This is a genomic window from Paenibacillus sp. Pae15 (assembly GCF_024519685.1).
In the GTDB taxonomy this organism is placed as follows: Bacteria; Bacillota; Bacilli; order Paenibacillales; family NBRC-103111; genus Paenibacillus_G; species Paenibacillus_G naphthalenovorans.
Genome location: NZ_JALJRM010000020.1, coordinates 1 through 25,380, shown reverse-complemented (window position 1 = coordinate 25,380; position 25,380 = coordinate 1). Strand labels below are relative to the sequence as shown.

Here is a 25,380-nt window from a genome sequence, read left to right as displayed (position 1 = left end):
CTTTGAAAAAACAAGAAATTCTTTACTCTTATCCGATGGCAAAATCAAGGACCGCCGCCAGATCAATAATCAGAATGCTTCTTTGCCCTTCGTTCAATTTCGCAATTTCATGGATATACTTCTTTTTATTCCCGGCATCTAACGCTCCGGTACAATTTTCAAGAAGCTCCCTATGAACCATAATGACTTCTGTAACGGAATCGATAATGATACCTATACGTTCTTTTTGGTATTCAACAACCAAAAGCTTGGAACTCTTTCTTATTGAAGTTATCCCAAAAAATGTTCTCAAATTTAAAACAGGCATGATATCCCCTTTTCGGTTTACCATTCCGTCGATGAAGTCGGGAGCCCCGGGGAAGCTGTAAATTTCATCAATATTGATCACTTCACATACAAAATCGATGTTTATGCCATATTCTTCGTTATCTATTCTAAAAGCTACAATCTGCTCCTGATCCAAATATAAATTCCGCGGCCTTGCTTGGTTAGAAACGTTTCCGCTTTCTCCGCATACCTGATTCTCAAAGCGAAATGCTTTCAAATCGTTACAGGGTACTATCTTGTATGGGTCAAGAGCCATAACAACCTGTTTCCCATCATTGATATGGGCAAATTCACGTATAAACTGCATTTCGGCATATGGAATCACATGATGAGGTTGGTAAAAAAGATTATTGGGAACTCGCGCCACTTCCGACACTTTATCGACAATCATCCCATAGGAAATATCGCCGGCATCAACAACAATAATTCTGGTCGATTCATCAACCCCGCAATGCCCGGTCCCCAAGAGCTTGGCGAGATTAATTACCGCAAGAAGATGGTTCCTTACAGAAATAACGCCTTCCACATAGGACGGAGAATGGGGAACGTTTATAAGCTCAACATATCGCAGGATTTCTTTGACGTTTCTGACGTCGAGGGCATATTGCTCTCCGCCGATAAGGAAAATGACCAACTCTACTTCGTCTACATGATGTGAGCCCGGAGAAAAAGACTCCGCACGATCCAATGCGTTGCCGCTCATCAAATCTTTATTCAACTGTTCGAATTTCACAACGTTCTCCGCATCTAAAACCATAATGATGCTTTTTCCGTTATCTCCCAAGACAATTCCGCCAATTTCCCGGCTTTGATTATTCTTTAGGTTGGCCGGCGGCTCCAAAATAGATGAAGCCTTAAGGCTAATCACTTCGGAAATCCTATCGGTTACAACTCCTACATTTCTGCCATGAATGTCAGTAACGATAATCTTGCTGTCATCGTTGAATTCCTTCTCTGGCAAATATAAACACCTGCGAATGTCGACAACGGGCAGAATGCTGCCCCTTAGGCTACACAAGCCTGCGACATGCGCAGGGGCATGGGGAACCTTCCTTATGCCGTCAACCTTTATGATTTCTCTTACATGCTTCAGCCTGAACGCAAACTGTTCGGCTCCCACCCGGAAAACAACTAACTCAACATCGCCAACCTCTACGTTATGTAAGACTTCACCGCTTGCCTGATTTTGAAAATCCCCTTCAGCAAACGCCAAAAGCGCTTCTTCCGGACGGGATGGCAGCGTCCCCCCTATATCTTGTAGTTGCAGCATATCCGTCGGCTCGTCAATCCGAGCGGCGACTGGATCTTTATCCGCTTTTTCCGCCTTTTCCTTTTTTCTTCTCATTTCATTTTTCATCTTTTCCAAATTCGATTGGTCCTTTTTACTATGGCTCTTCCCGGGCATTTCTGCTTATCACCTTTTTAACGATGCTCAGAAACTGCTGTGCAGATTCATCATCATATTCAAAAACAGTTTTCCCCAGTTTCCCTGCCTCTGCGATCTTTACCCTGCGAGGGATGGGTTCGGTCAGCAAATGATCGTTCGAAACAAATTCCTTCAATAACGCTAAGTTTTCTTTGGAATCATTGGTTCTCTGATCAAACATGTTGGGCACAATAAGCTTTATCCTATCGGTGTTCAGCCTCATATCCGAAAGATATTCGTAAATGTTCCCGACAGCTCTCACAGATGCGGCTTGCAGTTGGACGGGGATGATGAGTCCGTCCGCATAACACAAGACTGCGTCATTCACCTTGCTTCGCTGGGGCCCGCAGTCCATGATCACGAAATCGTAGCCAAAACTTTCAACATCTTTCAATTTTTCTTCCAATACCAAATTTATACTCGGCAATCTGAACAACTCCGTATTGATCCTGTCAACATAACTGGAGGGCAATAAATCCAGATTGTCCCTGGCATGGATCAGGCATTCTTCAAGCAGCCTGGTCTTGTTTCTTCCGACAATAAGATCGTAAAATGTTTTTTTATAATCCTGCGATGTAAAACCAAGAAAAAGGCTCGCATCGTTCTGCCCGTCCATGTCAATCAACAATACCTTATATCCGTCAAGAGCCAGACCATGAGCAATATGTACAGCAATCGTACTCTTGCCTACTCCCCCTTTGTTGTTAAAGACAGCAAATTTGGTCATCTTTTTACTCATTTTTTCCTCCCGCAAAAGAATAGCGGATTTGTTTTATTCTAATGTTTTGCAAGCTGCATCATTTCGATCGGATTTACAATTAATACAACCTGTCCGTTGCCGAGCAAGGTCGAGCCGGAAATACCGGGTATGCCAGCCAGCTGCCCACCCAGCGTTTTCATGACAAATTCCTGTTCATTTTTTAGCTTATCCACGACAAAACCGAATTTTTCCATCCCATTGGAAATGATAACCGTATTGAACTCTTCATGATTCATGTCCCTTTCACCCAGCAAAAACAGCTTGCTCAGCCATTCAATTCCAATGACATCCCCTCTGAGGTGTACAAAATACTTGTCATTGAATTCATGGATATCATTGTTATGGATCTTTACGGTCTCGAAAATGTAATCGATGGGAATGATGTACGTTTCGTTTAATACATGGACCGTCAACCCCCTTGAAACAGCAAGGGTAAGCGGAAGCTGAATCACCATTTTTGTACCCTTATCAACTTCGCTGTCGATCATAATAGTTCCGTTGACTTTCTCGATATTGCTCTTCACAATATCCATGCCGACCCCACGGCCTGACACCTCGGTAATTTGACCGGCGGTACTGAACCCCGGCAGAAAGATCAGGTTGATCAGCTGGCCTTCCGTCATTTTTTCCGCGTCTTCTATTGCTATTAAGCCTTTATCAATAGCTTTCTGCTTCAGCAACCGGGGGTCCATTCCCTTCCCGTCATCCTCAATCTCAATATAGACATGCTTGTTTTTATTGTATGCCCTTAACGTAATCTTTCCTGCTTCGCTTTTCCCCTTCCTCCTTCTGTCCTCCGGATTCTCAATACCATGATCAGCCGCGTTTCTAATCAAATGAACAATCGGATCACTGATCTGCTCGACAATCATTTTATCAATCTCTGTACTTTCACCTTCCATGAACAATGCCATCTTCTTGCCGGTACTTTGTGAAATATCGCGAATGATTCTGGGCATTTTTTGAAATACCGTCTTTACTTCGATCATTCTCATAGACATGATGGCATTTTGTAATTCATCCGATATCCTGTTGATGGAAGCCCCTGCCCCTTTAACTTCCTTTGACATTTCCGGAAGGTTATACTCTGCATTTAATTTGGCGGCAATATGCATAAAGGCGTTTTTCGCTATCAGCAGCTCGGATATCATATTCATCATCTTATCCAGTTTGTCCTGGCTTACTCTGATACTCTGCATGCTTTGCGCCAAAGCGGCTTTCTGCATTTGATCCTGACGAAGAACTTGTTTTACGGAATTGGCTCCCGAATCCATACCGACCTTCCGATCGGGCAGAGACTTTATGTAGGATAGGCAATTGTCAATTTTACTCCATATTTCTGCATGAGGTATGGAAACCCGATTGTCCAGCGCCATAGATTCCAATGAAGCTTTCAAATAGTCCACGGTCTCGTAACACAAGGATAATAAGTTTTCATCAAAATGGATTTCCCGATCTCGAATGAGTCCAAGCAGGTTTTCAAACGTATGCACAACATCGGAAAAATCCTTGACGACGGCAAATTGCGGACTCTCTTTCTGCCCCGCTGCGACAAACAGGCCTGTTCCGGCTTTTATGCTCTGAACAGCCCTAAACAGTTCGTTTATAGCGTCCCGGTTGTTTTCTTCTTTCTCCAACTTGATCAAACATTGATTTTCAATCCTGTCGATATGTTCATAGGCCTCGAACAGAAACTGTTCCTTTGCATCCCTGGATAATTTTCTCGTAAACTGTTGGGCTTGCAATATCTCCGTTATTGCGGCTCCATACTCACCCGCTTCATTCGTTTCATTCACTGTTTGTTCTTGCTGCTTTTGTTTTTCAAATATTACATTTATTTTTTCTACAAATTCATCTATACTTTTTTCATCTTCAAAGTCTATAACCAGTTCAGCTTCTTCATTTGACGAATCATACGATTCGACTTTCCGGATCAACCGGGAAATGTGATTGCTTAATAAGTCAACGCCGGCCAGCAGATGATCAATAAGCTCGGAATCAACCTTAATGTTCTTCTCAAGGGCTGCATCAATTGCACGTTCAATTTCGTGGCTTAGCTTTGTTATGAATGCCAACCCTACAAAGGAGGAACCTCTTTTGATACAGTGAACCCTTTGAATGAGGTCATTTGCTAATTCAACGTCATCAGGAAACACCTCGAGCTTGAGAATCAGTTTTTGAAGATCTTCCTGGCATCCCTTCCATTCATCCAGAAGCATCTTCAAGAGACCGACATCCTCGGGACTAAAAGTATTGCCCATCATATACACTCCTCATTCGCCCCAAAAAGCCTCGCGCATCCTTAATTCCATAACGGCATCCTCTTTATTTCGGTTTTGAATAGACGATGGTGTCTCCAATCCTCTGCATGCGATATGCCGAGGATATCCTTCCGACAGACTCGGAATGACCCAAATAGATGATGCCTCCAGGGTTTAAGCTTCTGTAGAAATCGGATAAAACCGTCTTTCTCGATTCGTCATCAAAGTAAATGAGGCAGTTTCTGCAAAATATAAAATCACAGCCCGTTATATCGCTTACGGCGACCGAATCCATGAGATTGATTTTCATAAAGTGAACTAGCTTTTTAACACCGAGTTTCACTAAATACGATTCATGCTTTTTCGTAAAGTACTTTTCCAAATATTCAGGGGGCACATCTCGGACAGACCTGTATTCATACAAGCCGTTCTTTGCCGTGTGAAGCACATCTGTATTGATATCCGAGGCAACAATTCGCAAATTCCATTTTTCAGGTTCATCCAGCATTTCCTGAAGAATGATGGATAAGGTGTACGGCTCCTCTCCTGTCGAACATGCAGCGCTCCAGATTTTGATAGTTCTATCGTTGTTCATATTCTTTCTTCTTACAACCATAGGAAGCACTTCTTCAGCGAAATTCCTAAGCTGTGGATAATCCCGAAAAAAATAAGTTTCATTTACGGTAAGATCATTGATCAACTTGTCAAATTCGGTCGAATCTTTGGAAAACTTTAGTATGCGATAATAATCATGAATACTGTCTATTCCCAGCTTTTCGGCGCGTTTTTCGATCCGTTTCTGGACGTAATACTTTTTATTGTGCTCATAATAGATACCCGTTGCTTTATAAACCATTTTCACAAATTTAGCGTATAATTCATCGGACAGAACCATTTCATCACCAATTTCTTCAGGAAGCTGCAATCAACCCTTTAATCGCTTCTCTCCATCTTTCCAATTTTTTTATCGAATAATCGATTACTTCCCATACATAATCTTCGCTTTTGAAAGGTTTTAAAATATAATCATTCGCACCAAGCTCCAGACAAGTCAAGATCCTGTCCAAGGTAGAATGGCCAGTGATGATAATCACTTGCGCCAGGGGATCATATTCCCTAATGTTCTTCAGAAATTCTATGCCGTCGATCCCCGGTAACATAATATCCGCAAGAACGATGTGATATTTTCTCTTTTTAAACATTTCCAATGCAATTGCAGGCTCGGTGTAGATCTCGACTTGGTTATAGCCTGCCATTTCAAAGCCTCTTTTAAGAAGGTCCAGTATCGCCCTTTCATTATCCAGAATCATGATGCGGTATCCGCTCATTTCATAAAATCCTCCATACATCGCTTTTCATTGACCAAAACAGAAATGTGGTCACCCAGTGCCGCGTCCACTTCCGTATCGAACAACGCAAAATGTTCAATCGTCTGAATGGAATCGAAAATATTGATCAGTCTTTTTCGCAAGCGACTATCTATAACGACACTCATCACGATCCCCATGTCATGAAGACGCCTTTTCAGCTCGATCAAACTTTTGAGTTCATGCTCATGAATCATCTCAAGCCGACTTAAGTCTAATAACAATTTGCGCGTGCATGATTTATTCATTCGTTCAATAAAACCTTTGAGATGATCTATAAAATGGCTCCCTTTTACTTTGAAGATTTTATAGAAGAACTTCCCTTTAACATCAGCGTAAGCCATTTCGAACAGTTCAAGGTACTTTTGGCAGAGAAGCTCTATGGTCTCAACTTGTAAGGCACTTTTCCCGCTCGTTGCATGCAGACACAGATCATAGAATGTTTCTATTTCCTGCTTCAGTTTTTTTTCCACTGCGCTTACCGGGATTTTATCGACTTTTTCCAGGATTTTTTGAAATGGCTCATGGATGAGTTCAGTATATTCAGCCTTACTCAAGTCCTTTCGGTTTTGAAACAAAACCGGATACAGTTTGGGGAACGCTAAAAAAAAATTTTCAAAGAACCTTCGGCTATCCTGATCCAACGATGTCGCTTGCTTCAGCATTTGATGCTCCGAGATGTCTGCAATGGCTACCTTCTCGACATACAACACATCAAAATACGTATATAATTCGGCTTCCTCCCAATCCGATTCCACGATCATCACCAGAGAAGGAATCTGCGTGTTTGCAGAAGCTTCGTAAATATCCTCATCGGATACATTGGTATATACAAGCGAACCAATGTCTTTGATATTGTTAAAAATCATAAAAAGAATGGGAGAAAGCATCGGAATATCATCGCTGAAAGAAATACAGATGCAGTAACGGTTTGTCCCCGTTCGCTCCATTCCCTTTAATGTACTGACAATGCTGTCACCCTGAAACGCAGCCTTCCTGTGGTTTTCCGTTTCGGAATTTGCTTTTAGGATTTTAACAATTTTTCCTTCCAAAATCTCAACAGCATGAGTAAACACTTCGTTGTTGCCATCGTCGTTCTGATTTTTTTTTGACTCAAACATGAGTTTGACATGATCCAACCCGCTGAAACACAATTGCAGGATTTGACCGTCCAGATCAATTCGGCCCTTTCTAACGATGTCCAGCATGTCTTCCAGCTTGTGCGTCAGATTGCCTATATCGTCATGTCCGATCATTTGCGAAGAACCCTTGATGGAATGAAATATTCTGAACAATGCGTTTATATCGTCGCTTGAGTAGTCTGTCTCCAGCCTGATCAGACATTCTTCCGCTTTCTGAAGCAATTCTTCCGTTTCCTCAAGATATGTAACATATAATTGATCCATCATTTTACCGCCCTCATGAAGCTGCCAATTGCAGTTTTGTGAATGTGCGCTGTATTCCTTAAATATGATTAACAGCCCTAACAATTTCGTCGGCTATCCGGTATGAAGGAACTACGATCTCGGCTCCGCCCCTTTCTATTGCCGCCCTTGGCATCCCAAAGACGATAGCCGTGGATTCATCTTCTGCAATAGTAACTCCTCCAGCCTCTCTGATTTTAACCATGGCGTCAGCCCCGTCATCCCCCATGCCTGTCATAAGGACACCTACTACATTTTTCCCGCCATATGCCCTCAACACGGATTCCATGGTAACATTCACACTGGGCATAAACTGTGTCACAGGGCTAGTCGATAGCCGCAACATTCGGCCGGCCTTGTGAACAAGCAACTGATACCCTCCGGGGGCAAGATAGCCTCTTCCGTTAGTCAACACATCGCCAGCTTCTGCTTCTTTAAATGGAAAAGGACAAACTTTCCCCAGCCTTTTGGCAAAAGAGGATGTAAATGACGGCGGCATATGCTGTACGACGATAAGTGCAGCCTTCAGATCGGATTGCAGCATGGGCAGAACTTCCGTCAAAGTTCCCGGCCCACCTGTGGACACGCCAATCACCACGACTTTGGACAATTCATTGTTCCGGGCCGCGACAGATTTTTCCCGGGATTCAGAAGCCTTTGTTTCTGAAAAAGAGCTTCTGGTTCTGACCCTTTTCTTCAGACTCTTTCGATTGGCGTGCTTGTGGGCAAGTTTTATCTTTTCAATAATCTCTCTTCCGACAATATATAGATTTGAAGATACAGTTCCGGAAGGCTTGGCCACAAAATCAAAGGCCCCCAGCGCCAAAGCCTCAAAGGTCGTAAGAGCTCCATCCTGCGTTAATGAACTGATGATAATCACCGGTATTTCAGGGTTATCGTCCAGTATATACTGCATCGAGGTTAATCCGTCCATTTCAGGCATATTGATGTCCATGGTGATCACATCCGGCTTTAATTCCTTGACTTTTTCAATGGCATCCTTCCCGTCCCTGGCCACACCAACGACATCAAAAGCCTCATCAGTCATGATCATTTCCCTCAATGCTTTTCTCATCAATGCAGAATCATCTACAATTAATACTTTTATCCTGTACTTCACAACAATCACCTGCACGAATACAAGAAACATAGGACTGCCCCCGGGACCAAAAACACTTTACCTAGGGCAACATCACATTATGCTGACATTTTCTCAAAATCCAGTACTTTATCAAGACGCAGGATCAAAACCATCCTTTTCCCGTCATCGAGTTTGCCGACACCCTCTACATAACTGCTGTCAATACCGTTACTGAATAGTTCCGGCGGCGACTCAATTAACGCCTTTTCAAATCTCAGTACTTCCGATACTGAATCCACAATGATTCCCGTTTTTACGCCGGCTGAATCCACAATGATGATCCTTGTGGCATCCGTCATTCCCTTTTTAGAAAGTCCGAAAAACTTTCTTAAATCCAGAACAGGGATGATGTTGCCCCGCAAGTTCACTATACCGTTAATGTAGTGAGGAGCCCGTGGAATTTGGGTTACTTCCGTCATTCGATTGATTTCTTGCACTTCCTTAATTTTTATCCCATATTCTTCATTATCCATTTTGAAAGCAACCAACTGTTCCTCATCCATAATCTGTCTTTCAATACTTTTAACCCCATCGCTCTCCATTGAAACGCCATTTAATTCGCTGATTTTCCTATATGTATCGGCAGATATGATTTTGGAAGGCTCAAGCATCATAATCAGGCGCTTGCCGTTGTCCAGCTTGGCCACCCCTTTAAGCTGCTCTCCGCTTTGCGCAGAAAACTTTGGAGGGGGCTGAATCATGCCGGCGGGAACCCTTAAAACCTCGGATACCTTGTCCACGATCATTCCAGCCGTAAAGCCTCCCATATCCACAACCAGAACTCTTGTATGGTCGGTTGTTTCCTTAGAGTCCATGCCAAAATAACTTCTCAAATTAATAATGGGAAGAAGATGGTTTCGAATGGATACAACACCATCCACATAGGCTTCACAGCTGGGGACCTTCATCATTTCAGGTAAACGTATGATTTCTTTTACCTGCATGATCCCGATCGAATACTCCTCATTACCAAGTAAAAATGATACCAATTGCTCATCGCTGGCGGCATCCGACGTTGAATCATCCCTGGATTTCACAACGGGTTCTCCTTTGGTGTCCTTCTCATTCGTTTGAGTCTTTGCCTCCGCATCGCCATTGACCACAGGGACAATATCAAGAAGCATGATCAATCTGTTCCCGTTTTCCAGCTTAACAATCCCATGCAAATAGTCTGCATCCACATTTTTTACGATTTGCGGGGGTTCTTCAATATCCGAAGTACTGACACGGATGACTTCGGACACTCTATCCACAATGACTCCGGTTGCCTTGCCGTTTACATCAATGACCAATACCCTGCTGTTCTCATCCTTTTCTTTCCTCTCCATATTGAATCTGGCTCTTCCATCGATGACGGGCAAGACATTGCCTCTCAAGTTGCAGGCTCCCTCGATGTAATCCAGAGCATACGGCACTCTGGTGATTTCGGGAACTCTCACGATTTCTTTCACATGCATGATGTCCGCCCCGAATTCATCATCTCCGAGATGGAAGGTAACCAATTGGCGCTCGTTAAAGCTTGTTATTTTTCCGGAAGACGCCATAACTTCTCCTCCCGCCCGCTATATATTTTGAAGTTCATCCGCAAGTCCGGATATTTCCTCAATCGCTTCAGCCAGTTCTTGCATTCCTTTCGCCTGTTCGGATGCGGCATTTGCCGCCTCCTGCGTAGCCCTGCTGGCCTCCTGGGCGGCAATAGCAATCTGCTCTACAGCTTTTTTCGCCTGTTCCAAAGCAACCAGCGATTCTTCCGAGCCCTTTTCGATTTCTTTCGCACCCGTATTAATCTTCATCATGCTTTCTTCAATCACATTCAGGTTGTGGGTAATATTCTTTGCTTTCTCTGCTTCGGTAAACGAAGTCTTGCTGGAAACATCGATATCCGTTGCAACTCTTTGGATTTGACTCTGAATGCCTCTTACCAGATCCTTTATTTTATCCGTATTCTCGGCGGATTCATTGGCAAGGGCCCGTATGTCGCCAGCTACTACAGAAAATCCTCGTCCAAACTCTCCTGCCCTGGCCGCTTCAATAGACCCGTTTACTGCCAGCATATTGGTCTGAATGGTCACATTCACAATGGCATCCACAATCTTATCAATTTTACGGATGGTTTCTTCCAGATTTTTGATGTTTCTGGCAGCAACCAAGCTTGCATCAGCCGAGGCTGAAATTCCCGCGATCATATCGTCAACCGCGATCTTATTGCTTTCAATCAATTTTTGCATATCGGCCACCTTGACTGTAGAGGCTGATGCCCTTTCATTCATTTGTCTTGCTGCCACAACAAGCTTTTCACCAAACAGGGAGGACTTTTCTGTGAGTTCCGCTTGCATCTCGGCACCTGAAGAAATTTGCTCCATAGCCTTCATAATCTCACTGGATGTTGAATTCGCCTCCTCCACGTTGGCCGCTAATTCCTGTGCCGCAGCAGCAAGAGCCTCGGATGATTTTTGAGCGTCTGTAGATACCTTCAGATCTTCAGCCATCTGGGCTAATTCGGACGCAGCCGCATTCAACTCGTCAAAAGCTCTATTTTGCAATTGCAGGGATTTTTCTACTTCCTCGGTAGCGCTGCTTTGCTGTTCGGCTGCTGCCGCAATTTGTTCGACAATGTTAAGAAATTCAGAAGCACCCTTGTTGGCATCGATAGCATTTTGTGATATTTCAGCAATAGCTTTCTGTACAACCACGATTTCCTCGTTGATTTTCACAAGATCGGCAGTCGTTTTCTTTGCTTTCTCCGCTTCTGCATTAGCGGCTTTCCCGGCGTTTTCGATATCACTAACGACAATTTTCACATTGTTTTGAATTTCAGTAACCAATTCTCTGATGTTTCTTGCAGACTTCTCAGATATTTCGGCAAGATTTCTGACCTCATCGGCAACCACGGCAAATCCCCTGCCATGTTCGCCAGCTCTTGCAGCCTCAATCGCGGCATTTAAGGCCAACAGATTGGTCTGATCGGCGATTCTCACGACGGCCTGCACGATATTCCCGATCTCATCCGACTGCTTTTCCAAATCTCCCACCAGTTTGCCCGACTCAATATTGGCATCAGCGGCGGTCTGTATTCCTTTGATCATGGTTTCAATATCATTGGAAGTATTTTCTATGAGTTCTTTCGCAGCATCCACGCGATGGAGCGATTCCTTGGCGTTTGTGTCCGCAACAACAGACGACTTTTCGATCTGGTTAATGGCCGCCCTCGATTCTTCTGCCGCCGAGGAAGTTTCGCTGGCGCCCTTTGCAATTTGGCCTACGCTAGCGCTGAGCTCTTCTGCCGCACTGCTGGCTTCTTCTATCCCTGCGGCAAGCTGCTCGGTTGCAGTTGCGATCCTCTCAGCCAACTGCTGCTGCTTGGCCAATGTTCTTGCTCTCACCTTGTCCAGGGCCTGCTTTCTTGCAAATTCTCTCTTTTTTTCGAACTGATCAACCTGAACAGATAGTTGTGCGCCTCCTTTGCCTTGAGAGCCGGCGGGTTTTGCAAGTTTCTTTTCCATAACGGTGCCTCCTGGTTTAATATTTGCTGTTATGTAATATCCAAACCGTTCGTTAATCCAATCGCTGATAACCGTTCTTATCTGTTTTTCATTAGCTAAGCCTTCTGATTGCTACAAACATCATGGCTCCGGGCAATAAACGATGTAGTATACATGAACTCCATCTCCGGTCGGCTCATTTCCCAAATACCCATCACGAAATAATGAATAAACTCTTTTGCGCAGCTCGTGTATGGTCGTTTGGATATTGCTTTGGATTAATGTTTTATGAATTTCGGCTAATGTATACAATTCACTTTCACTGTTCTTTAATAACTTTAGTAATTCTTCATCGGTAATCTGCTGCATTCGTAGCCCTCGTTTATGATTTTATGAAAAAAACTTCAAGCTATCTTGATACCCAAACGTACTTGCCGAAGCAAATCACCTCCAACAGGATATCATACCCGTGAAATTCTCCTCCTCTTAGATAACTTCCTTTACAAGTATTGTAAAACTCCTGGATCTTCTTGACAGGGGAAGCTACGGTATGATTTCTATAAAGTGACATCAATCATCTTTAGAAGGAGGATCAAATAGAATGTCATTTTTTGAGCTATGGTGCATATCTGGTACTGACGTAGATTTGAACATCCGCGTCGGTATACACAGATGCTCTGACATGATCGGATATTTCCGAGTCGAGAATCTATCATCCGAGAGATCGATCCTTTTGATCGAGCGGCAGGATGAAGGACGGTCACACACCGGTACTATCAAACGATAGGAATCGATTTTACTCCGTTTGACAGAACGCTATCTCCCTTTTGAATTTAACAAAAGTATCATTTTGTTATATTAAAATAAGTTCTCAAAAGAAATAAAAAACCGATAGTAAAGCCTATATTCCGTGCCTTCATGAAAAAAAAGGAATTTCAATCAAACTTATTGAATTTAACATTATATTAAATCATAATATTGGGGTGTTCGAAATAATGGCAACCAGATCTGGAGCAAATGCAGTTGAACCCATACGTGATTTGGAAAAAATTCAAGAAATAAAAAATTATTTACTGGCACGATCTTATCGTGATTATTTTCTATTTGTTTTCGGGATTAATTCCGGTCTTAGAATAAGTGACATACTCCCTCTAAAGGTATTGGATGTGAGATATACGAAACATTTGAAGGTAAGAGAGAAGAAGACCAAAAATGTTAGGAAAATCATCATTACGAATGCACTAAGAAAGGAAATAGAAAAATACACAAAAAATCTTGCCGATTCCGATTATTTGTTTCGATCCAGAAAAGGGGGGAAACCGATACATCGTGTACAGGCATGGCAAATCATCCATGAAGCTGCAAAAACGTGTAATGTTGAAGGGGCTATTGGAACTCATACACTACGTAAAACATTCGGTTATCATTTTTATCAACGCTTTAAAGACGTAGCGATGTTGCAATATATTTTTGGACATTCAAGCCCATCTGTTACATTAAGATATATAGGAATTAACGATGACATGGTAGACGAAGCCTTGGAGTCATTTTCTCTATAGTTCTTTTTATCTAATTTTGTTAAAATTCATTGATAAAATAACTGGAATTATTAGTCTCAATGGTCTATAATTATCGTGATGATACCGGTTCATTTTTCACAAAATATAACAAAATGATACTTTTGTTTTGTAGTTCGAAATCATTTTTCTTATCATAAGACAATTTTTTTATTTTTTTTATTATTAAGACTTCGTTTAAATGAAAAAAACAAACTTAGTTGTAAAAGTGTTTCGAGAAAAGTCTCAAAAACAAAAGCCAATCTTACAAAGCGTTTATTTTGTAAGATTGGCTTTATTTTTTAAGCAAGGGTGAGCGATGAATCGTTTTGCTTTAGAAAGGGCAGACGAATGATGGCATTCAACCTGCCCTTTTCTTATCATATGTATGACTTCAATTCCAGCAATGAATACTAATTCCGGCCCAAACGGATAATCTATCGCATGATTGTTGTATGGGCGATATGTATTTCATTTTCTGCTAAATCACGATAACTTAGGTTATATTTCAAATACCGTCTTACGGTTAGCAGAATCCGGGGAGCATCGTTTTTTAATCTCCGTACAAAATAAGCTTGCTCGAGTAATCATTTCTCGGAAGGAGAGCGAAAACAGTTTCTCCCTATCTTTGCTTCCAAGAAAGACCCCTACGGAGGCACTTACTTTAATATGTCCAATCCTTATTTCCTCGGATAAATTCTCCGCCAATAATAATGCCCTTTCTTCATCTCGAAGAGATACGACAACAAATTCATCTCCTGCATACCTGCATAGATAGTCGGTTTCTTCCAAGGTTTCCTTTAGCCTTCTGGCATAGTAAACCAGCAAATCGTCTCCGACGGGATGACCATACTGTTTATTGATATCTCCGAATCGATCCAAATCGATGAATAGTACCTGGAACGCCTGTTTGTTTTCAATGAAATGTTCAGCCACGGCATGTATGTATGCTTGACGGTACAAACCGGTTAATGGGTCGATAAGCTGACTTAAAGCGCTTTTGAGCGCTTCGCGTGTCACCATTCCGCAAACCTCACTTCCGTCTTTGACAACCAGACGTTCAATTCGATGTGTATCCATAAGCTGGATGGCATCCCAAATAAAACACGTTCGGGGAACTGTGATCAGTTCGGTGGACATGGCGTCTGCAACGATCCGGTTGGGATGCGCGGATCGGACATCAAGTGAAGTGATAATACCTACCGTAATCCCGTGATCGATGACAAGAAAAGAACCTACTCGATGCTCATTCATCCGTTCCGCAACGTAAGCAAGACTTTTGTCGGAAGAAATCGTCATGACTGAAACATTCATTATTTCCTCCACTCTCAATGAAGCTCCACCTCCCGTTGAACAGAAATAGCCACCTTGAGTTCCGAGCGAAGCACCATCGTTTCGTTAATGAGGCCTTCCGCTTCCTCCAAAACGATTGACATCAGAAGGTCTTTGTCCAACATTTCAAATAATGTCTTACGAACCAGTACCGCCTCAATTTTAGGGTGTTCAACCTTTATAATGACAAACTGATCCGGTGACAACGCTTCGGCCATACGGCGGACGGCTTCAGGCCCAACCGGAGCTTTTCTGCCGATAATCAGCAAGTCCTGCATGGGTGGCACTTCAAATTCAGTTATTTTCATGGACAGCGTTGCTTTCCGGGAATAGAGCGACCGATTCATCCTCATTTACCTCGTTACTTAAAAATTCAATAATTCTATTGTAACTTTAGACATCGCACTTGACAATGTATCTAGGTTTTGTTATACATCAGCATCCCAGCGCTTTTCACAAAAATGTAAATAGAGATTCAATAAAACGAATTGATCGATATATCCACCAAACACACATGCTGGAAATGCTGAATCTTTGTCGTATTTAGTAGAGCAACAAAAAATCCTGATTTCTCAGGATTTTCCAAAACATGGTAATTAATTCCGCCAAACCGTTTCCTACAACTACGCCTTCACCAGTTCCCGCAGCTCCTTCACCACATTCGAAGGAGAATCACTGGTCAGCGCCGACACCAGATTCTTCGCGGCCAGCATGGCCATGTCAAATCGAGTAACGGCTGTGGCCGAGCCGATATGCGGAAGCGTCACGACGTTAGGCATCTTCAGCAGAGGGTTATCCGGTGAAGGCGGCTCCGGATCGAATACATCAAGGCCGGCCCCGCGAATCCGGCCGGTTTGAAGCGCCTCGATCAATGCCTGTTCGTCCACGGTTTGGCCGCGGGAAGCATTGATAAAGAAGGCCGTCGGCTTCATCATTTCAAAATGCTCTTTACGAATATAATGAACCGTCTCCGGCGTCAATGGCGTCATCAATACGACGAAATCAGACTGCTTCAGCAGATCTTCCAGGCTGCTGTATTTTGCACCGTAAAGCTCCTCGGCCTCCGGACGGCGGCTGCGGTTGTAGTATAACAGCTCCATATCGAAGCCGTTGACAGCCCGCTTGGCGACGGCCTCGCCAATGCGGCCCATGCCGATGATTCCGAGCTTGCGGTGGTGGACGTCCATACCGAAGAAGATGTCATCAGTAAGTCCTTTGCCCCGCTGCCATTTTCCTTGCTTCACGAACGCATCCAGCTCAGGGACCCGGCGCGCGGCGGATAACATGAGCGCCAGCACGAGATCGGCAACCGTATCGTCAAGCACGGTCGGCGTGTGCATGCCGAGAACGCCCCGTGCTTTCATGGCCTCGATATCATAGTGGTTATATCCGACCGATATGCTGCTCACGGCTCTCAGCTTGGGAGCATGATCCAGCAGCTCCTGATTGATCGGAACGCCGGTGGCCAGAAGTCCTTCCACGTCCGAAAGCTCGGCCAGCAAGGCCTGGCGCGAAGCCGTGCCTTGCCCGTCCCACATTCTGCAATCGCAGTGCTGCTCCAGATATGCCAATACTTCCGGCTGCACCGGTTTAGCTATATATATTTTCGGTTTCCCCATGATCACTTAGCCTCCTATTGCGCCGCTGCTTGAACGGCTTGCTGCTCCTGCGGCAGCACTTCGTTCAAGCTGCCCGAGCGGTAGCCTTTCAAATCCAAGGTGACGTAAGCGTAGCCGATTTCCTTAAGCTTGGCATGCACCGTCTCCGCGACGGCCAGTACCTCAGCCAGCTCGGAGGCCGGCACTTCAATCCGTGCCAGCGTGTCATGCTGACGCACGCGTACTTGACGGAAGCCCAGCTGAATAAGAAAATCCTCCGCCTGATCGATCATGGAAAGCTTCTGAGCCGTAATCAGCTCGCCGTAAGGTATTCTCGAGGACAAGCAGGCGAAGGACGGCTTATCCCATGTTTTCAATCCGAATTTGCGGGACAAATGGCGGATCTCCGATTTCTTGATCCCCGCCTCAAGCAGCGGCGCGCGGACGCCTCGTTCATGTGCGGCCTGCAGTCCCGGGCGGTGTTCACCCAAGTCGTCCGCAATGGCGCCAAATACGACATGCTTGTAGCCGCGCGCCTCTGCAATCGGAATCAAATGATCGAACAGCGAGTTTTTGCAAAAATAACAGCGGTTTGTCGGATTCTCCGCATATCCGGGTATGTTCAGTTCACTTGTATGAATCACTTCATGCGACGCTCCCAGCTCGCTTGCCAGCGCGATCGCTTCATGCTTTTCCCGTTCGGGATACGTTTCGGAATCGGCCGTAATGGCAAGCACACGGTCTTTACCCAAAAATTCCAATGCCGCCTTCAACAAAAAAGCGCTATCAACACCGCCGGAAAATGCAACTACGACTTTGTCCATAGAACGGAGAATGTCCCCAAGTTTTTCATATTTTTGCTCTATTTGCTGCTCCATGACTGCCAGTTCCAGCCTCCTTTCATCATGCAGGGAAATCCATCGGATTCTCCCTGTCGCACACGTTTGCAGAGTATGAGCTGGTATATCCACTCTTGCTTATTATAGACCCTTTTGAAGCTGAGAAAAAGGTGTTTTTTTAGATCTCCCTTCATCATTATGAAAAATGTGTTAAAAAACAGCCCGCCCTGCAATCGCAGCAAGACAGACTGTTCCTCCAGGAAGTAAATTTACTTGCTCAACAGCGCTTTAATGTCCTCTTCAAGCGCCTCAGGCTCGGTACGGGCCGAGAACTGTTTGACCGGCTCTCCGTCACGATTCACCAGAAACTTGACGAAATTCCACTCAATATCCCCGGTGCGGCTATCTGCAGGAACGTTATTTACCAAATAAGTGTAAAGCGGATGAGCGTTCTCCCCTTTGACGTCGATTTTGGCGAACATCGGGAACGTGACCTGATATTTCAACTCGCAAAACGATTTAATCTCTTCTTCCGTGCCTGGCTCCTGGCCGCCAAACTGGTTGCATGGAAACCCGAGAACAACAAGTCCCTGATCCTTGTACTTGTCATAAAGCGCCTGAAGCCCTTTATAATGGGGGGTTAATCCGCAAGCGCTGGCCGTATTGACGATCAATAGCACCTTGCCTTTGTAATCCGCGAGAGACTTTTCTGTTCCGTCAATAGTTTTGGCTGAGAAATCGTAGACTGACATGTTATCCTCTCCTTATCGGCATGGAATCTGACTTCTCTATTGTACCATGAACCCCATTGGAATAAAAATCCTTGGCCGATTAGAGAAAAATGGTCCGCTCTGATACAATAATGAAGAAATACCGGGTGACAAGGCCGAAGGAGGTACTACGCTGATTATGAATGAAATGCAGACGATTCAAAATAAATTGGAAGAAGCCATCGGCCAATTAGAGTCTCGTTTTCTCGAGCGGGAGGAGCTGATCCGTTTGCTGCTGCTGGGACTCATGGCCGGCGAGAACGCGCTCTTGGTCGGTCCGCCGGGTACAGCCAAATCCCAGCTGGCGCGAGCAGTTTCCCAGTTGTTCGGCAGCGGGCGGTGGTTCGAATATTTGCTCACCCGCTTTACGACGCCGGACGAGATATTTGGGCCGGTCTCCTTGAGACAGCTGAAGCAGGACCAATATGTAAGGCAGACCGACGGGTATTTGCCTGCGGCGGATTTTGCCTTTTTGGATGAAATATTTAAAGCGAACAGCGCGATACTGAATGCGCTTCTGTCGATTTTGAACGAACGCATCTTTTTTAACGGCCAGACCAAAGAGCAGGTGCCCCTGCTGTTCCTCATGGCGGCCTCCAACGAGCTTCCGGAGGAAAACGATCAGCTTGCGGCGCTGTACGACCGCTTCCTGATCCGGTATGAGGTCGGGTATTTAAAGCAAATGTCCAGTTACGAACGTATGTTCCAGATCCCGAATGATCCCCTGCCCCCGCTGCTTTCCCTGCGCGATATTGAAACCGTACGGAGAGCGGCAGCAGAAGTAACCATACCGGAACCGCTAATTTACATGCTGTATCAGTTGAAGAGCGGGATGGAAGAAAAGGAATTCGTACTGTCCGACCGGCGCTGGAGGAAAATAGGCCATGTCTGGAAAACGTCGGCCGCGCTGAACGGACGCACGGAGGTCGGCGTTTGGGATACGGTCTATACCCCTCATATGCTCTGGGACCTCCCGGAGGATTACGGGACATTGCGGGAGCTTTTTCAGAAGGTATTCCAGGACGCCTTGAAGCAGGAGACGGAGCGGGAGCTGCCGCTTAAGCGTTACGATCAGATTGCGAAGCATTGGCTCGCCAAAGAGGAAGAGCTCCATGCTTTCCAATTCAAGAAAGAAGTCGGCGGCCGTTTGAGTAAAGAGGATCAAGAGAAAGCGAATGCCAATCTGGAGGAATGCCGGATGGAGCTGGAGGAAACGGCCCGCGAGCTTCGCGGCAAGCTGGTGCAGTGGCTGCAGCGGGAAAAGGATTTGCCGGGTTATATCCGAAACCGGAATTTCCTGCTGTTTCAAACCGCCCAATACGCCGTGAAATACACGCACCTCCGGATTCAGGGCGAGCGCACGCTGCAGACGCTGCAAGGACTCTACCGCACGCTGTTCGACCGGGAGATTCCGGGCGTCGAATATGATTACACGCTGTAACTTTGTCGAGGTGGTGGCATCATGATCATACGCTGCGCGCGGATCGACCGCTTTGTGTTTGACGGATACGTTCACTCCTCCAGAACGGCGCAGGAGTGGATTCGTGAAGCCGAATCGCGGACGCCGTGGTTTACCATTGAGCTGTTCGCCGATTTCTTCTTATGCTTTTATCTGGCGAATCCGCAGGCCGACTACAGCGGCGAGGCTACCCCGTTTCACCGCTGGCTGGTCGGAGAGCTGCAGAAGCAATTTTTTTACCGGACTATCCATCCCCGGACGATTGGCGAAGTGAACGCTTCCTTCAAAACGGCGCTCAAATCGCTCATGTGGCTGACAGAAAGCTTCGAACAGGAAGTCAAGCGGAGAAAACACGAGGAACAGCAGCTCAGGACGATCGGAATGAATGAGCAAAAACGGCAGCAGGGCCAGGAGCAGTCGCAGGTTCAAGAGCACCTTACCGAGAAACAATTGGAGCAGCTTCGGCTTGTCGGGTACACCCTGCAGCGAGGCAAGCGGAATGTCGAGGAAAAGCAGGCGGCACTGGACAGCCGTCCTTTGGTCCATGCGGAAATCGACGCATTAAAAGAGCGGATCCGCTCACTTCAGAAGGAGATGAGGACCGACTTCATTCGCCGTGACAAGCTGCGGCAGAAGCTTGCAAAAGCGGAGGCCGAGCTTGGCGAGCGCGAAAAGCAGCTGGAGCGTATCAGCCGGCGGGAGCGGGAAACTGTCCGTCAGCTGGAAGAGCAGCTAGGAGGCTGGTTGAACCGGGCGCTGCAGGAATCGCTTGGACGCGAAGATGCCGAAAGCCTGGACGTGTTCGAGCTGCTGCAGGCCAGTCAACGGATTGCGAACCGCCGCTGGGGCAGCGATCTGGGGCGTCTGCATCGGCAGCAGTTTACGCATTACATGCAGTGGGTTGAAAGGCTGAAACGGCATCCGGAGCTGATCGCCTTCCTGCAGGAGGTCGGCCGGCAATTGCAACATTTGAAGGCCCGGCGCCGCAAGCTGCGCTCCCCTCGCATCCCTGAAAGCTATGACGACCTGCGGCAGTCCGGAGATATCTCGCATATGCTTGCCAGTGAGGCCAGTCTGCTGGCCGATGAAGATTACGAAGCGTATTTTATGGTCAAATGGCTGGAAAGCAAGCTGCTGACCTATAACATCTCCGGCTGGACCGAGGAGCCTCAGAGAGGTCCCGTCATCTGCATGCTGGACACCTCCCATTCCATGCGGGGCAGCAAACTCCGGCTTGCGCAGATTTTCATCGCCACCTTCGCGGCCTTCAGCATGCTGGAAAAACGCGATTTTCATCTGCTCCTGTTCGGCGCCCGCGGCGAGCTGATCGAGCATCCGCTCTATTGGCGGAAGCCTGACTGGCCGGCGTTCTACGCCTTGGCGCAGATGGCCTTCGGCGGCGGTACGCACTTCGACGCCCCGCTTCGCCGGGGCATCGAGCTGGTGCGCGCGGAGCCCCGCTATCATGACGCCGATTTCATCATGGTCACCGACGGTGTCGGCTCCGTCTCCCCGCCCGTGCGGGATGCGCTGGCCGAGCTGGGCAAGACAAAGCTCGTGCGCCTGCACTCGCTCATTATCGGCACGGCGCGGCAGCACCTCGCCCAGTGCTACGATATTTTGGGCGTTTCGCATCAAGTGCGCTTCGCCGCCTCCTGGGAGACACAGCGCAGCGGCGATCTGCTGCTCGACGTATTCAAGGGTCATTAATGGATGCCTTGCAGTCCATCCGGGAGGAGTGTCTCGTTGTCAATCGGTGTCGTTCGTGTTATGATATAGACAACAAAGACCAAGTGCTGGTAACACTTGGTCCGCACAATTGGCTTGGATGGGTTTTCCCTTCCCGGTCATAACGGAAAGAACCCACCTGGGCGCTAACCTTAGGGTGGGTTCTCATTTTTTCTTGTAGTTATTACTAATGTATGTTAGCAGTGCAATGAGAAATGAGCCGAATAACAACATCATCGTTATGGCATCATTGATTTCCATGGCCTCACCTCCTCCCTGCTTCGGCTGTTACACCTTACAGTCGAGAAAGGACACCATGCCCACCCAAGATTCAATTGTAATTTCCATTTTATCACACGAGATCAATCCGAACAAGCGTTCTTCCAATCCCTAGTAAGGCAATGCCGCTGCCGCCAGCTCTTCGTCCCTAGCCTTGGCCTTGAGCCGGCCTACAAGCGAATCCAGGGGCTCCGGCATCAGCAGCTCCACCGGCGAGATCCCGCGGTCAAACTCCAGTCCGTCTCCTTCCAGCACAACGACGTATCGATCCCCCAGCTTGGCGATATGCAGCCGGTCGCCAAAATCGGCGAGCAGCGCCTTCACGATCATATTTCCCAGCTTCAGCTTCATCTCGAGGTCCGGCTTTTGCTCGACCATCATCGACGCGGCTTCGATCACCTGGCTTTGATCCCATTTTTCCTGAAGCTCCCGCTTCTCGCTATGAGCCCACAGCTCCATTTCTTCGAGCTCGCGCTCCTTTTCTTCCGGATGATCCTCGTATACCTGCTCAACGTACTGCTGCACGAAGCCGAGCACCTGATCGCTCATCAGCTCGGGCACCGATTTCTCGTATTCGACGAACTTCAAGAAGTCTTCAAAATATCGGGCATGCGAGGATTGGTGAATCTTAAGCTCCCATACCTCCATCATTCCCGGCTCCGGCATGTGCGGGTACATTATGGATTTCATATTTTTGGCGTTGATCGCCATCTCCACTTTATTCAATAGACTGCGCTCGTCCGTAATCCGGGCAATTTTTTGTTCGAAATCGCATTTGAACACGAACAGAAACGGCTCGTCAAAATATTGATTTGCCTTGGCCCGCACAATGAACATCGCGCCGCCCCGAATTGCACTCGCATTCATATAGGTGGTCACCAGCTCATCGGCATGGCCCATAAACGAATCGATCGTCTCCGCCGTGCGCAGCCGGGCAAACATATTATAGTTCGGGTTGCTGTCCAGATCATATCCGGGCTCAACAACGAATCGGCCGATCTTCGTCGGTACCTGTTCCGACTTCGGGTTGCGTTCGGCCTTGCGTTTGGCGGTTTTGGCGAACTCTCCGTCCAAAAACGCGCTGAGCTCGCTTGCGGAGTAGTCATCCCCGTCCATTGTCTGGTAATGCTTGCTTTGCTTGCCGCCTTGTCCGTCCTCTCCCTCCACCTGGATTACGAAAAAAGAAATATACTCGACGTCAAACTTCATCTAAGCGTCCCCTTCATCAGTACATTGTTAAGCCGCCGGTCAGAAGACCGACTACTAGTATACTACAAGGCTTCGATGGGTTCATAGAGACAAAAGTTCGAACATCCGATCGCGGCAGGGCCCGCGGTCGCCTTTTATTTCAACCATTCAAGCAATCGCTGCATAAGCATACCGCCAAGGTATATACCCACGATACCCAGTACTCCGGGCAGGACCGGCGGAGCGGGAAGCGGCAATTTTATCCATTTAAAAACAACCCCGACGATAAGCCCGGCGATGAATGCCAATACGGATTCTTTCATTTAGGCAACACTCCATGATCAAAGGTTTGGAATTTCGATATCTTAAATATCCTTATACGAATAAAGCGAATGAAAAAACTCCCTTTTAGGGGAGTCAATTCGATCGGCCATCACCAGGTAACAGACAAGCGATGTGATTATTCTTTGTTGAAACATGGATGCTTATGTATTCGTTTAATGCAAGCAATAATGGCCTGCCCATTAATAGAAGCTGATGTACGCCGGCTTCAACGCCGCTTGAGCAGCAGCTTTTTTGCCATCGGAAACACAAGTATGATGACTGTGAGGATCAGTAAAGAAAGCGAGATCGGACGGTCGATAAAGATCATTAGACTTCCGTTGGAAGCGGTCATCGATTGGCGGAACGATTGCTCCATCATTTCTCCCAAAATAAAAGACAGAATGAACGGAGCTGCAGGAAATGAGTATAAGTACATGAAATACCCGATCATCCCGAAGAGGACCAGCATATACAAATCAAATACATTGCTTCCGATCACATAGACCCCGATAAAGCAAAACGTAATAATGAGCGGAATCAGCATGGCTCTGGGTATATACATCAACCGTGAAATGTACGGGATTAAAGGGAGATTCAAGATCAGCAGGAAGATGTTTCCCACGTACATGCTTGCAATGACGCCCCAGAAAATATCGGGATGGTCCTGGAACAGCAATGGCCCCGGCTGGATGCCCATCACCAAAAAAGCTCCCAGCAGAACGGCCGTCGTCCCCGAACCGGGGATTCCAAGACTCAGTAAAGGGACGAAAGCGCCGCCGGACGCCGCGTTATTGGACGTTTCCGGTGCAGCTACGCCAACCAAGGAGCCTTTCCCGAATGCAGCCGGATTTTTGGACAAGCGTTTTTCGGTAATATAGGCGAGAAACGAGGAGATGGACGCCCCCGCACCGGGCAAAACACCGATCACAAAGCCAAAAAAGGACTGCCGCAGCGTGGGGCCGGTGATCTCCTTGATCTCTTTTTTGCTCAACAGCAGACTTCCGATGGCCTTTCTGTCATGGAGGGCTTCATTCCGGTGGATGATAAGGGAGCTCACTTCAGCTAACGCAAAAAGTCCCAGAGCAATGATCAAGAAATCAAACCCTTCCAACAGGAACACGGAATCAAAAGTAAACCGCGGTGTTCCGGTCTGGGCATCGATTCCGACGGTAGCAACCATAAATCCGGCGACGACGGAGATCATCGCCTTTATCTTGGAGCCGTCAAACAAACTGGACACCGTAATGAGCCCCAGGAAAACAAGCGAAAAATATTCAGGAGGACCAAACGACAAAGCGATTTCCGCCAGATAGGGCGCAAATAACATGAGCAGAACGACACTGATCGTTCCGCCTGTGAACGAACCGATGGCCGCAACGGCAAGCGCCTTGCCGGCCTTCCCCTGTTTTGCAAGCTGGTAGCCGTCAAGCGTCGTCACGACGGAGGAGGATTCGCCCGGGGTGTTAATCAGGATCGATGTGGTGGAGCCGCCGTACATCGCTCCATAATAAACGCCGGCCATCATGATCAGTGCAAGCGTAGGATTCATCCCGTAGCTGACAGGAATCATCACGGATATCGCGGTGATCGGCCCGAGTCCCGGAAGCATGCCGATTAATGTGCCGACAGAAACGCCAATCCATACGTACAATAACGATTCCCAGCTCGTCGCAATTTGAAAGCCATGCAGCAGTTGTTGAAAAGTATCCACGGCTACCTCCTATAAGGGCAATATCCCGGCAGGCAATTCGATATCCAGCAAATAGTTAAAGCTGAAGTAAATGGCCAACGAATAAATAAGCGAGACGCTGATATTGACTTTCCAATTCTTATAGCCCAAAAATTTCGTGCAAACGATTAAAAACAAGGCGTTCACAATGACAAACCCCACGGCTTCAAGCAGCAAAATGTACAGAAGCGCCATACCCAGCACGGATAACAGCACGCGCAAATCGGCGGGGCTGTGCTTTTCTTTGGCTGCTTCATCCGTTTTATTGAAGTACAAAGCGATCGATAGAGCGAACAGCAAAAATCCCAGCAATTTGGGCACGACATCAGAATCTAGATGATGTACAATAGTTTGTGTAACCAGAATTTGTGACCTGCAGGCGCAAAAAAA

General features: G+C 46.5%; 23 protein-coding genes and 1 pseudogene. 3 read left to right on the top strand and 21 right to left on the bottom strand.

The window, feature by feature from the left end:
• Window positions 1–28: 28 nt before the first annotated feature.
• The 10 genes from NR121_RS16670 to NR121_RS16625 all read right to left on the bottom strand — a co-directional run bounded on the left by NR121_RS16670 (window position 29) and on the right by NR121_RS16625 (window position 12,557).
• Window positions 29–1,684: a chemotaxis protein CheW gene (locus NR121_RS16670; RefSeq protein ID WP_217634691.1), complete on the bottom strand. Its 1,656-nt coding sequence runs from the start codon at window positions 1,682–1,684 to the stop codon at window positions 29–31.
• A gap of 28 nt (window positions 1,685–1,712) precedes the next feature.
• A complete protein-coding gene (locus NR121_RS16665) occupies window positions 1,713–2,492 on the bottom strand; it encodes a ParA family protein (protein WP_201023610.1) in 780 nt (259 codons plus the stop codon).
• Between the two features lie 38 nt (window positions 2,493–2,530).
• Entirely contained in the window at window positions 2,531–4,777 is a 2,247-nt protein-coding gene (locus tag NR121_RS16660) for a chemotaxis protein CheA (protein WP_256831504.1), read from the bottom strand.
• A gap of 61 nt (window positions 4,778–4,838) precedes the next feature.
• On the bottom strand, window positions 4,839–5,669 hold the full coding sequence (locus NR121_RS16655; protein WP_054819437.1) for a CheR family methyltransferase: 831 nt from the start codon (window positions 5,667–5,669) through the stop codon (window positions 4,839–4,841).
• A 16-nt stretch (window positions 5,670–5,685) separates the two neighbouring features.
• The gene (locus tag NR121_RS16650) at window positions 5,686–6,084 is read right to left on the bottom strand and encodes a response regulator (protein ID WP_160327372.1); all 399 of its coding nucleotides are present in this window, start codon (window positions 6,082–6,084) and stop codon (window positions 5,686–5,688) included.
• Between the two features lie 14 nt (window positions 6,085–6,098).
• The gene (locus NR121_RS16645) at window positions 6,099–7,550 is read right to left on the bottom strand and encodes an Hpt domain-containing protein (protein ID WP_062408671.1); all 1,452 of its coding nucleotides are present in this window, start codon (window positions 7,548–7,550) and stop codon (window positions 6,099–6,101) included.
• A gap of 55 nt (window positions 7,551–7,605) precedes the next feature.
• The gene (locus tag NR121_RS16640) at window positions 7,606–8,715 is read right to left on the bottom strand and encodes a protein-glutamate methylesterase/protein-glutamine glutaminase (protein WP_082660759.1); all 1,110 of its coding nucleotides are present in this window, start codon (window positions 8,713–8,715) and stop codon (window positions 7,606–7,608) included.
• Window positions 8,716–8,762: 47 nt separating this feature from the next.
• Window positions 8,763–10,250, bottom strand: a complete 1,488-nt coding sequence (locus NR121_RS16635; protein WP_054819427.1) for a chemotaxis protein CheW — start codon at window positions 10,248–10,250, stop codon at window positions 8,763–8,765.
• A gap of 18 nt (window positions 10,251–10,268) precedes the next feature.
• Window positions 10,269–12,209, bottom strand: a complete 1,941-nt coding sequence (locus NR121_RS16630) for a methyl-accepting chemotaxis protein (protein ID WP_054819426.1) — start codon at window positions 12,207–12,209, stop codon at window positions 10,269–10,271.
• A gap of 120 nt (window positions 12,210–12,329) precedes the next feature.
• Entirely contained in the window at window positions 12,330–12,557 is a 228-nt protein-coding gene (locus NR121_RS16625) for a hypothetical protein (protein ID WP_054819425.1), read from the bottom strand.
• 626 nt (window positions 12,558–13,183) lie between these two features.
• Between NR121_RS16625 and NR121_RS16620 the strand changes: the two genes are divergently transcribed.
• A complete protein-coding gene (locus tag NR121_RS16620) occupies window positions 13,184–13,747 on the top strand; it encodes a site-specific integrase (RefSeq protein WP_062408675.1) in 564 nt (187 codons plus the stop codon).
• Window positions 13,748–14,184: 437 nt separating this feature from the next.
• Here the strand turns inward: NR121_RS16620 and NR121_RS16615 are convergent.
• The 6 genes and pseudogenes from NR121_RS16615 to NR121_RS16590 all read right to left on the bottom strand — a co-directional run.
• Window positions 14,185–14,280, bottom strand: a pseudogene (locus tag NR121_RS16615) (IS6 family transposase); the annotation flags it as partial.
• The gene (locus tag NR121_RS16610) at window positions 14,246–15,058 is read right to left on the bottom strand and encodes a diguanylate cyclase (RefSeq protein ID WP_137669695.1); all 813 of its coding nucleotides are present in this window, start codon (window positions 15,056–15,058) and stop codon (window positions 14,246–14,248) included. The gene NR121_RS16610 and the pseudogene NR121_RS16615, both read right to left, overlap by 35 nt.
• Before the next feature lie 14 nt (window positions 15,059–15,072).
• Entirely contained in the window at window positions 15,073–15,423 is a 351-nt protein-coding gene (locus NR121_RS16605; RefSeq protein WP_235594294.1) for a hypothetical protein, read from the bottom strand.
• A 276-nt stretch (window positions 15,424–15,699) separates the two neighbouring features.
• Window positions 15,700–16,695: a 2-hydroxyacid dehydrogenase gene (locus NR121_RS16600; RefSeq protein WP_054819421.1), complete on the bottom strand. Its 996-nt coding sequence runs from the start codon at window positions 16,693–16,695 to the stop codon at window positions 15,700–15,702.
• A 14-nt stretch (window positions 16,696–16,709) separates the two neighbouring features.
• The gene (gene larE / locus NR121_RS16595) at window positions 16,710–17,552 is read right to left on the bottom strand and encodes an ATP-dependent sacrificial sulfur transferase LarE (protein ID WP_062408677.1); all 843 of its coding nucleotides are present in this window, start codon (window positions 17,550–17,552) and stop codon (window positions 16,710–16,712) included.
• A 230-nt stretch (window positions 17,553–17,782) separates the two neighbouring features.
• A complete protein-coding gene (locus tag NR121_RS16590) occupies window positions 17,783–18,265 on the bottom strand; it encodes a glutathione peroxidase (protein WP_054819420.1) in 483 nt (160 codons plus the stop codon).
• A gap of 157 nt (window positions 18,266–18,422) precedes the next feature.
• Here NR121_RS16590 and NR121_RS16585 point away from each other — a divergent pair, with 157 nt between their 5' ends.
• Window positions 18,423–19,724 (top strand): AAA family ATPase, encoded by a 1,302-nt coding sequence (locus NR121_RS16585; protein ID WP_256831502.1) that lies wholly within the window; start codon window positions 18,423–18,425, stop codon window positions 19,722–19,724.
• 21 nt (window positions 19,725–19,745) lie between these two features.
• Window positions 19,746–21,452, top strand: a complete 1,707-nt coding sequence (locus NR121_RS16580) for a vWA domain-containing protein (protein ID WP_256831501.1) — start codon at window positions 19,746–19,748, stop codon at window positions 21,450–21,452.
• A gap of 183 nt (window positions 21,453–21,635) precedes the next feature.
• Here NR121_RS16580 and NR121_RS16575 read toward each other — a convergent pair whose 3' ends face one another.
• The 5 genes from NR121_RS16575 to NR121_RS16555 all read right to left on the bottom strand — a co-directional run.
• A complete protein-coding gene (locus NR121_RS16575) occupies window positions 21,636–21,704 on the bottom strand; it encodes a putative holin-like toxin (protein WP_245247189.1) in 69 nt (22 codons plus the stop codon).
• A 156-nt stretch (window positions 21,705–21,860) separates the two neighbouring features.
• Window positions 21,861–22,958 (bottom strand): DUF3900 domain-containing protein, encoded by a 1,098-nt coding sequence (locus tag NR121_RS16570; RefSeq protein ID WP_174349987.1) that lies wholly within the window; start codon window positions 22,956–22,958, stop codon window positions 21,861–21,863.
• A 134-nt stretch (window positions 22,959–23,092) separates the two neighbouring features.
• Complete coding sequence (locus NR121_RS16565; protein WP_062408682.1) at window positions 23,093–23,260, bottom strand: XapX domain-containing protein; 168 nt, start codon at window positions 23,258–23,260, stop codon at window positions 23,093–23,095.
• Between the two features lie 227 nt (window positions 23,261–23,487).
• Window positions 23,488–24,972 (bottom strand): tripartite tricarboxylate transporter permease, encoded by a 1,485-nt coding sequence (locus NR121_RS16560; protein ID WP_062408683.1) that lies wholly within the window; start codon window positions 24,970–24,972, stop codon window positions 23,488–23,490.
• Between the two features lie 9 nt (window positions 24,973–24,981).
• Window positions 24,982–25,380: tripartite tricarboxylate transporter TctB family protein (locus NR121_RS16555; RefSeq protein WP_256831500.1), on the bottom strand; the 399-nt coding region annotated here is incomplete at its 5' end.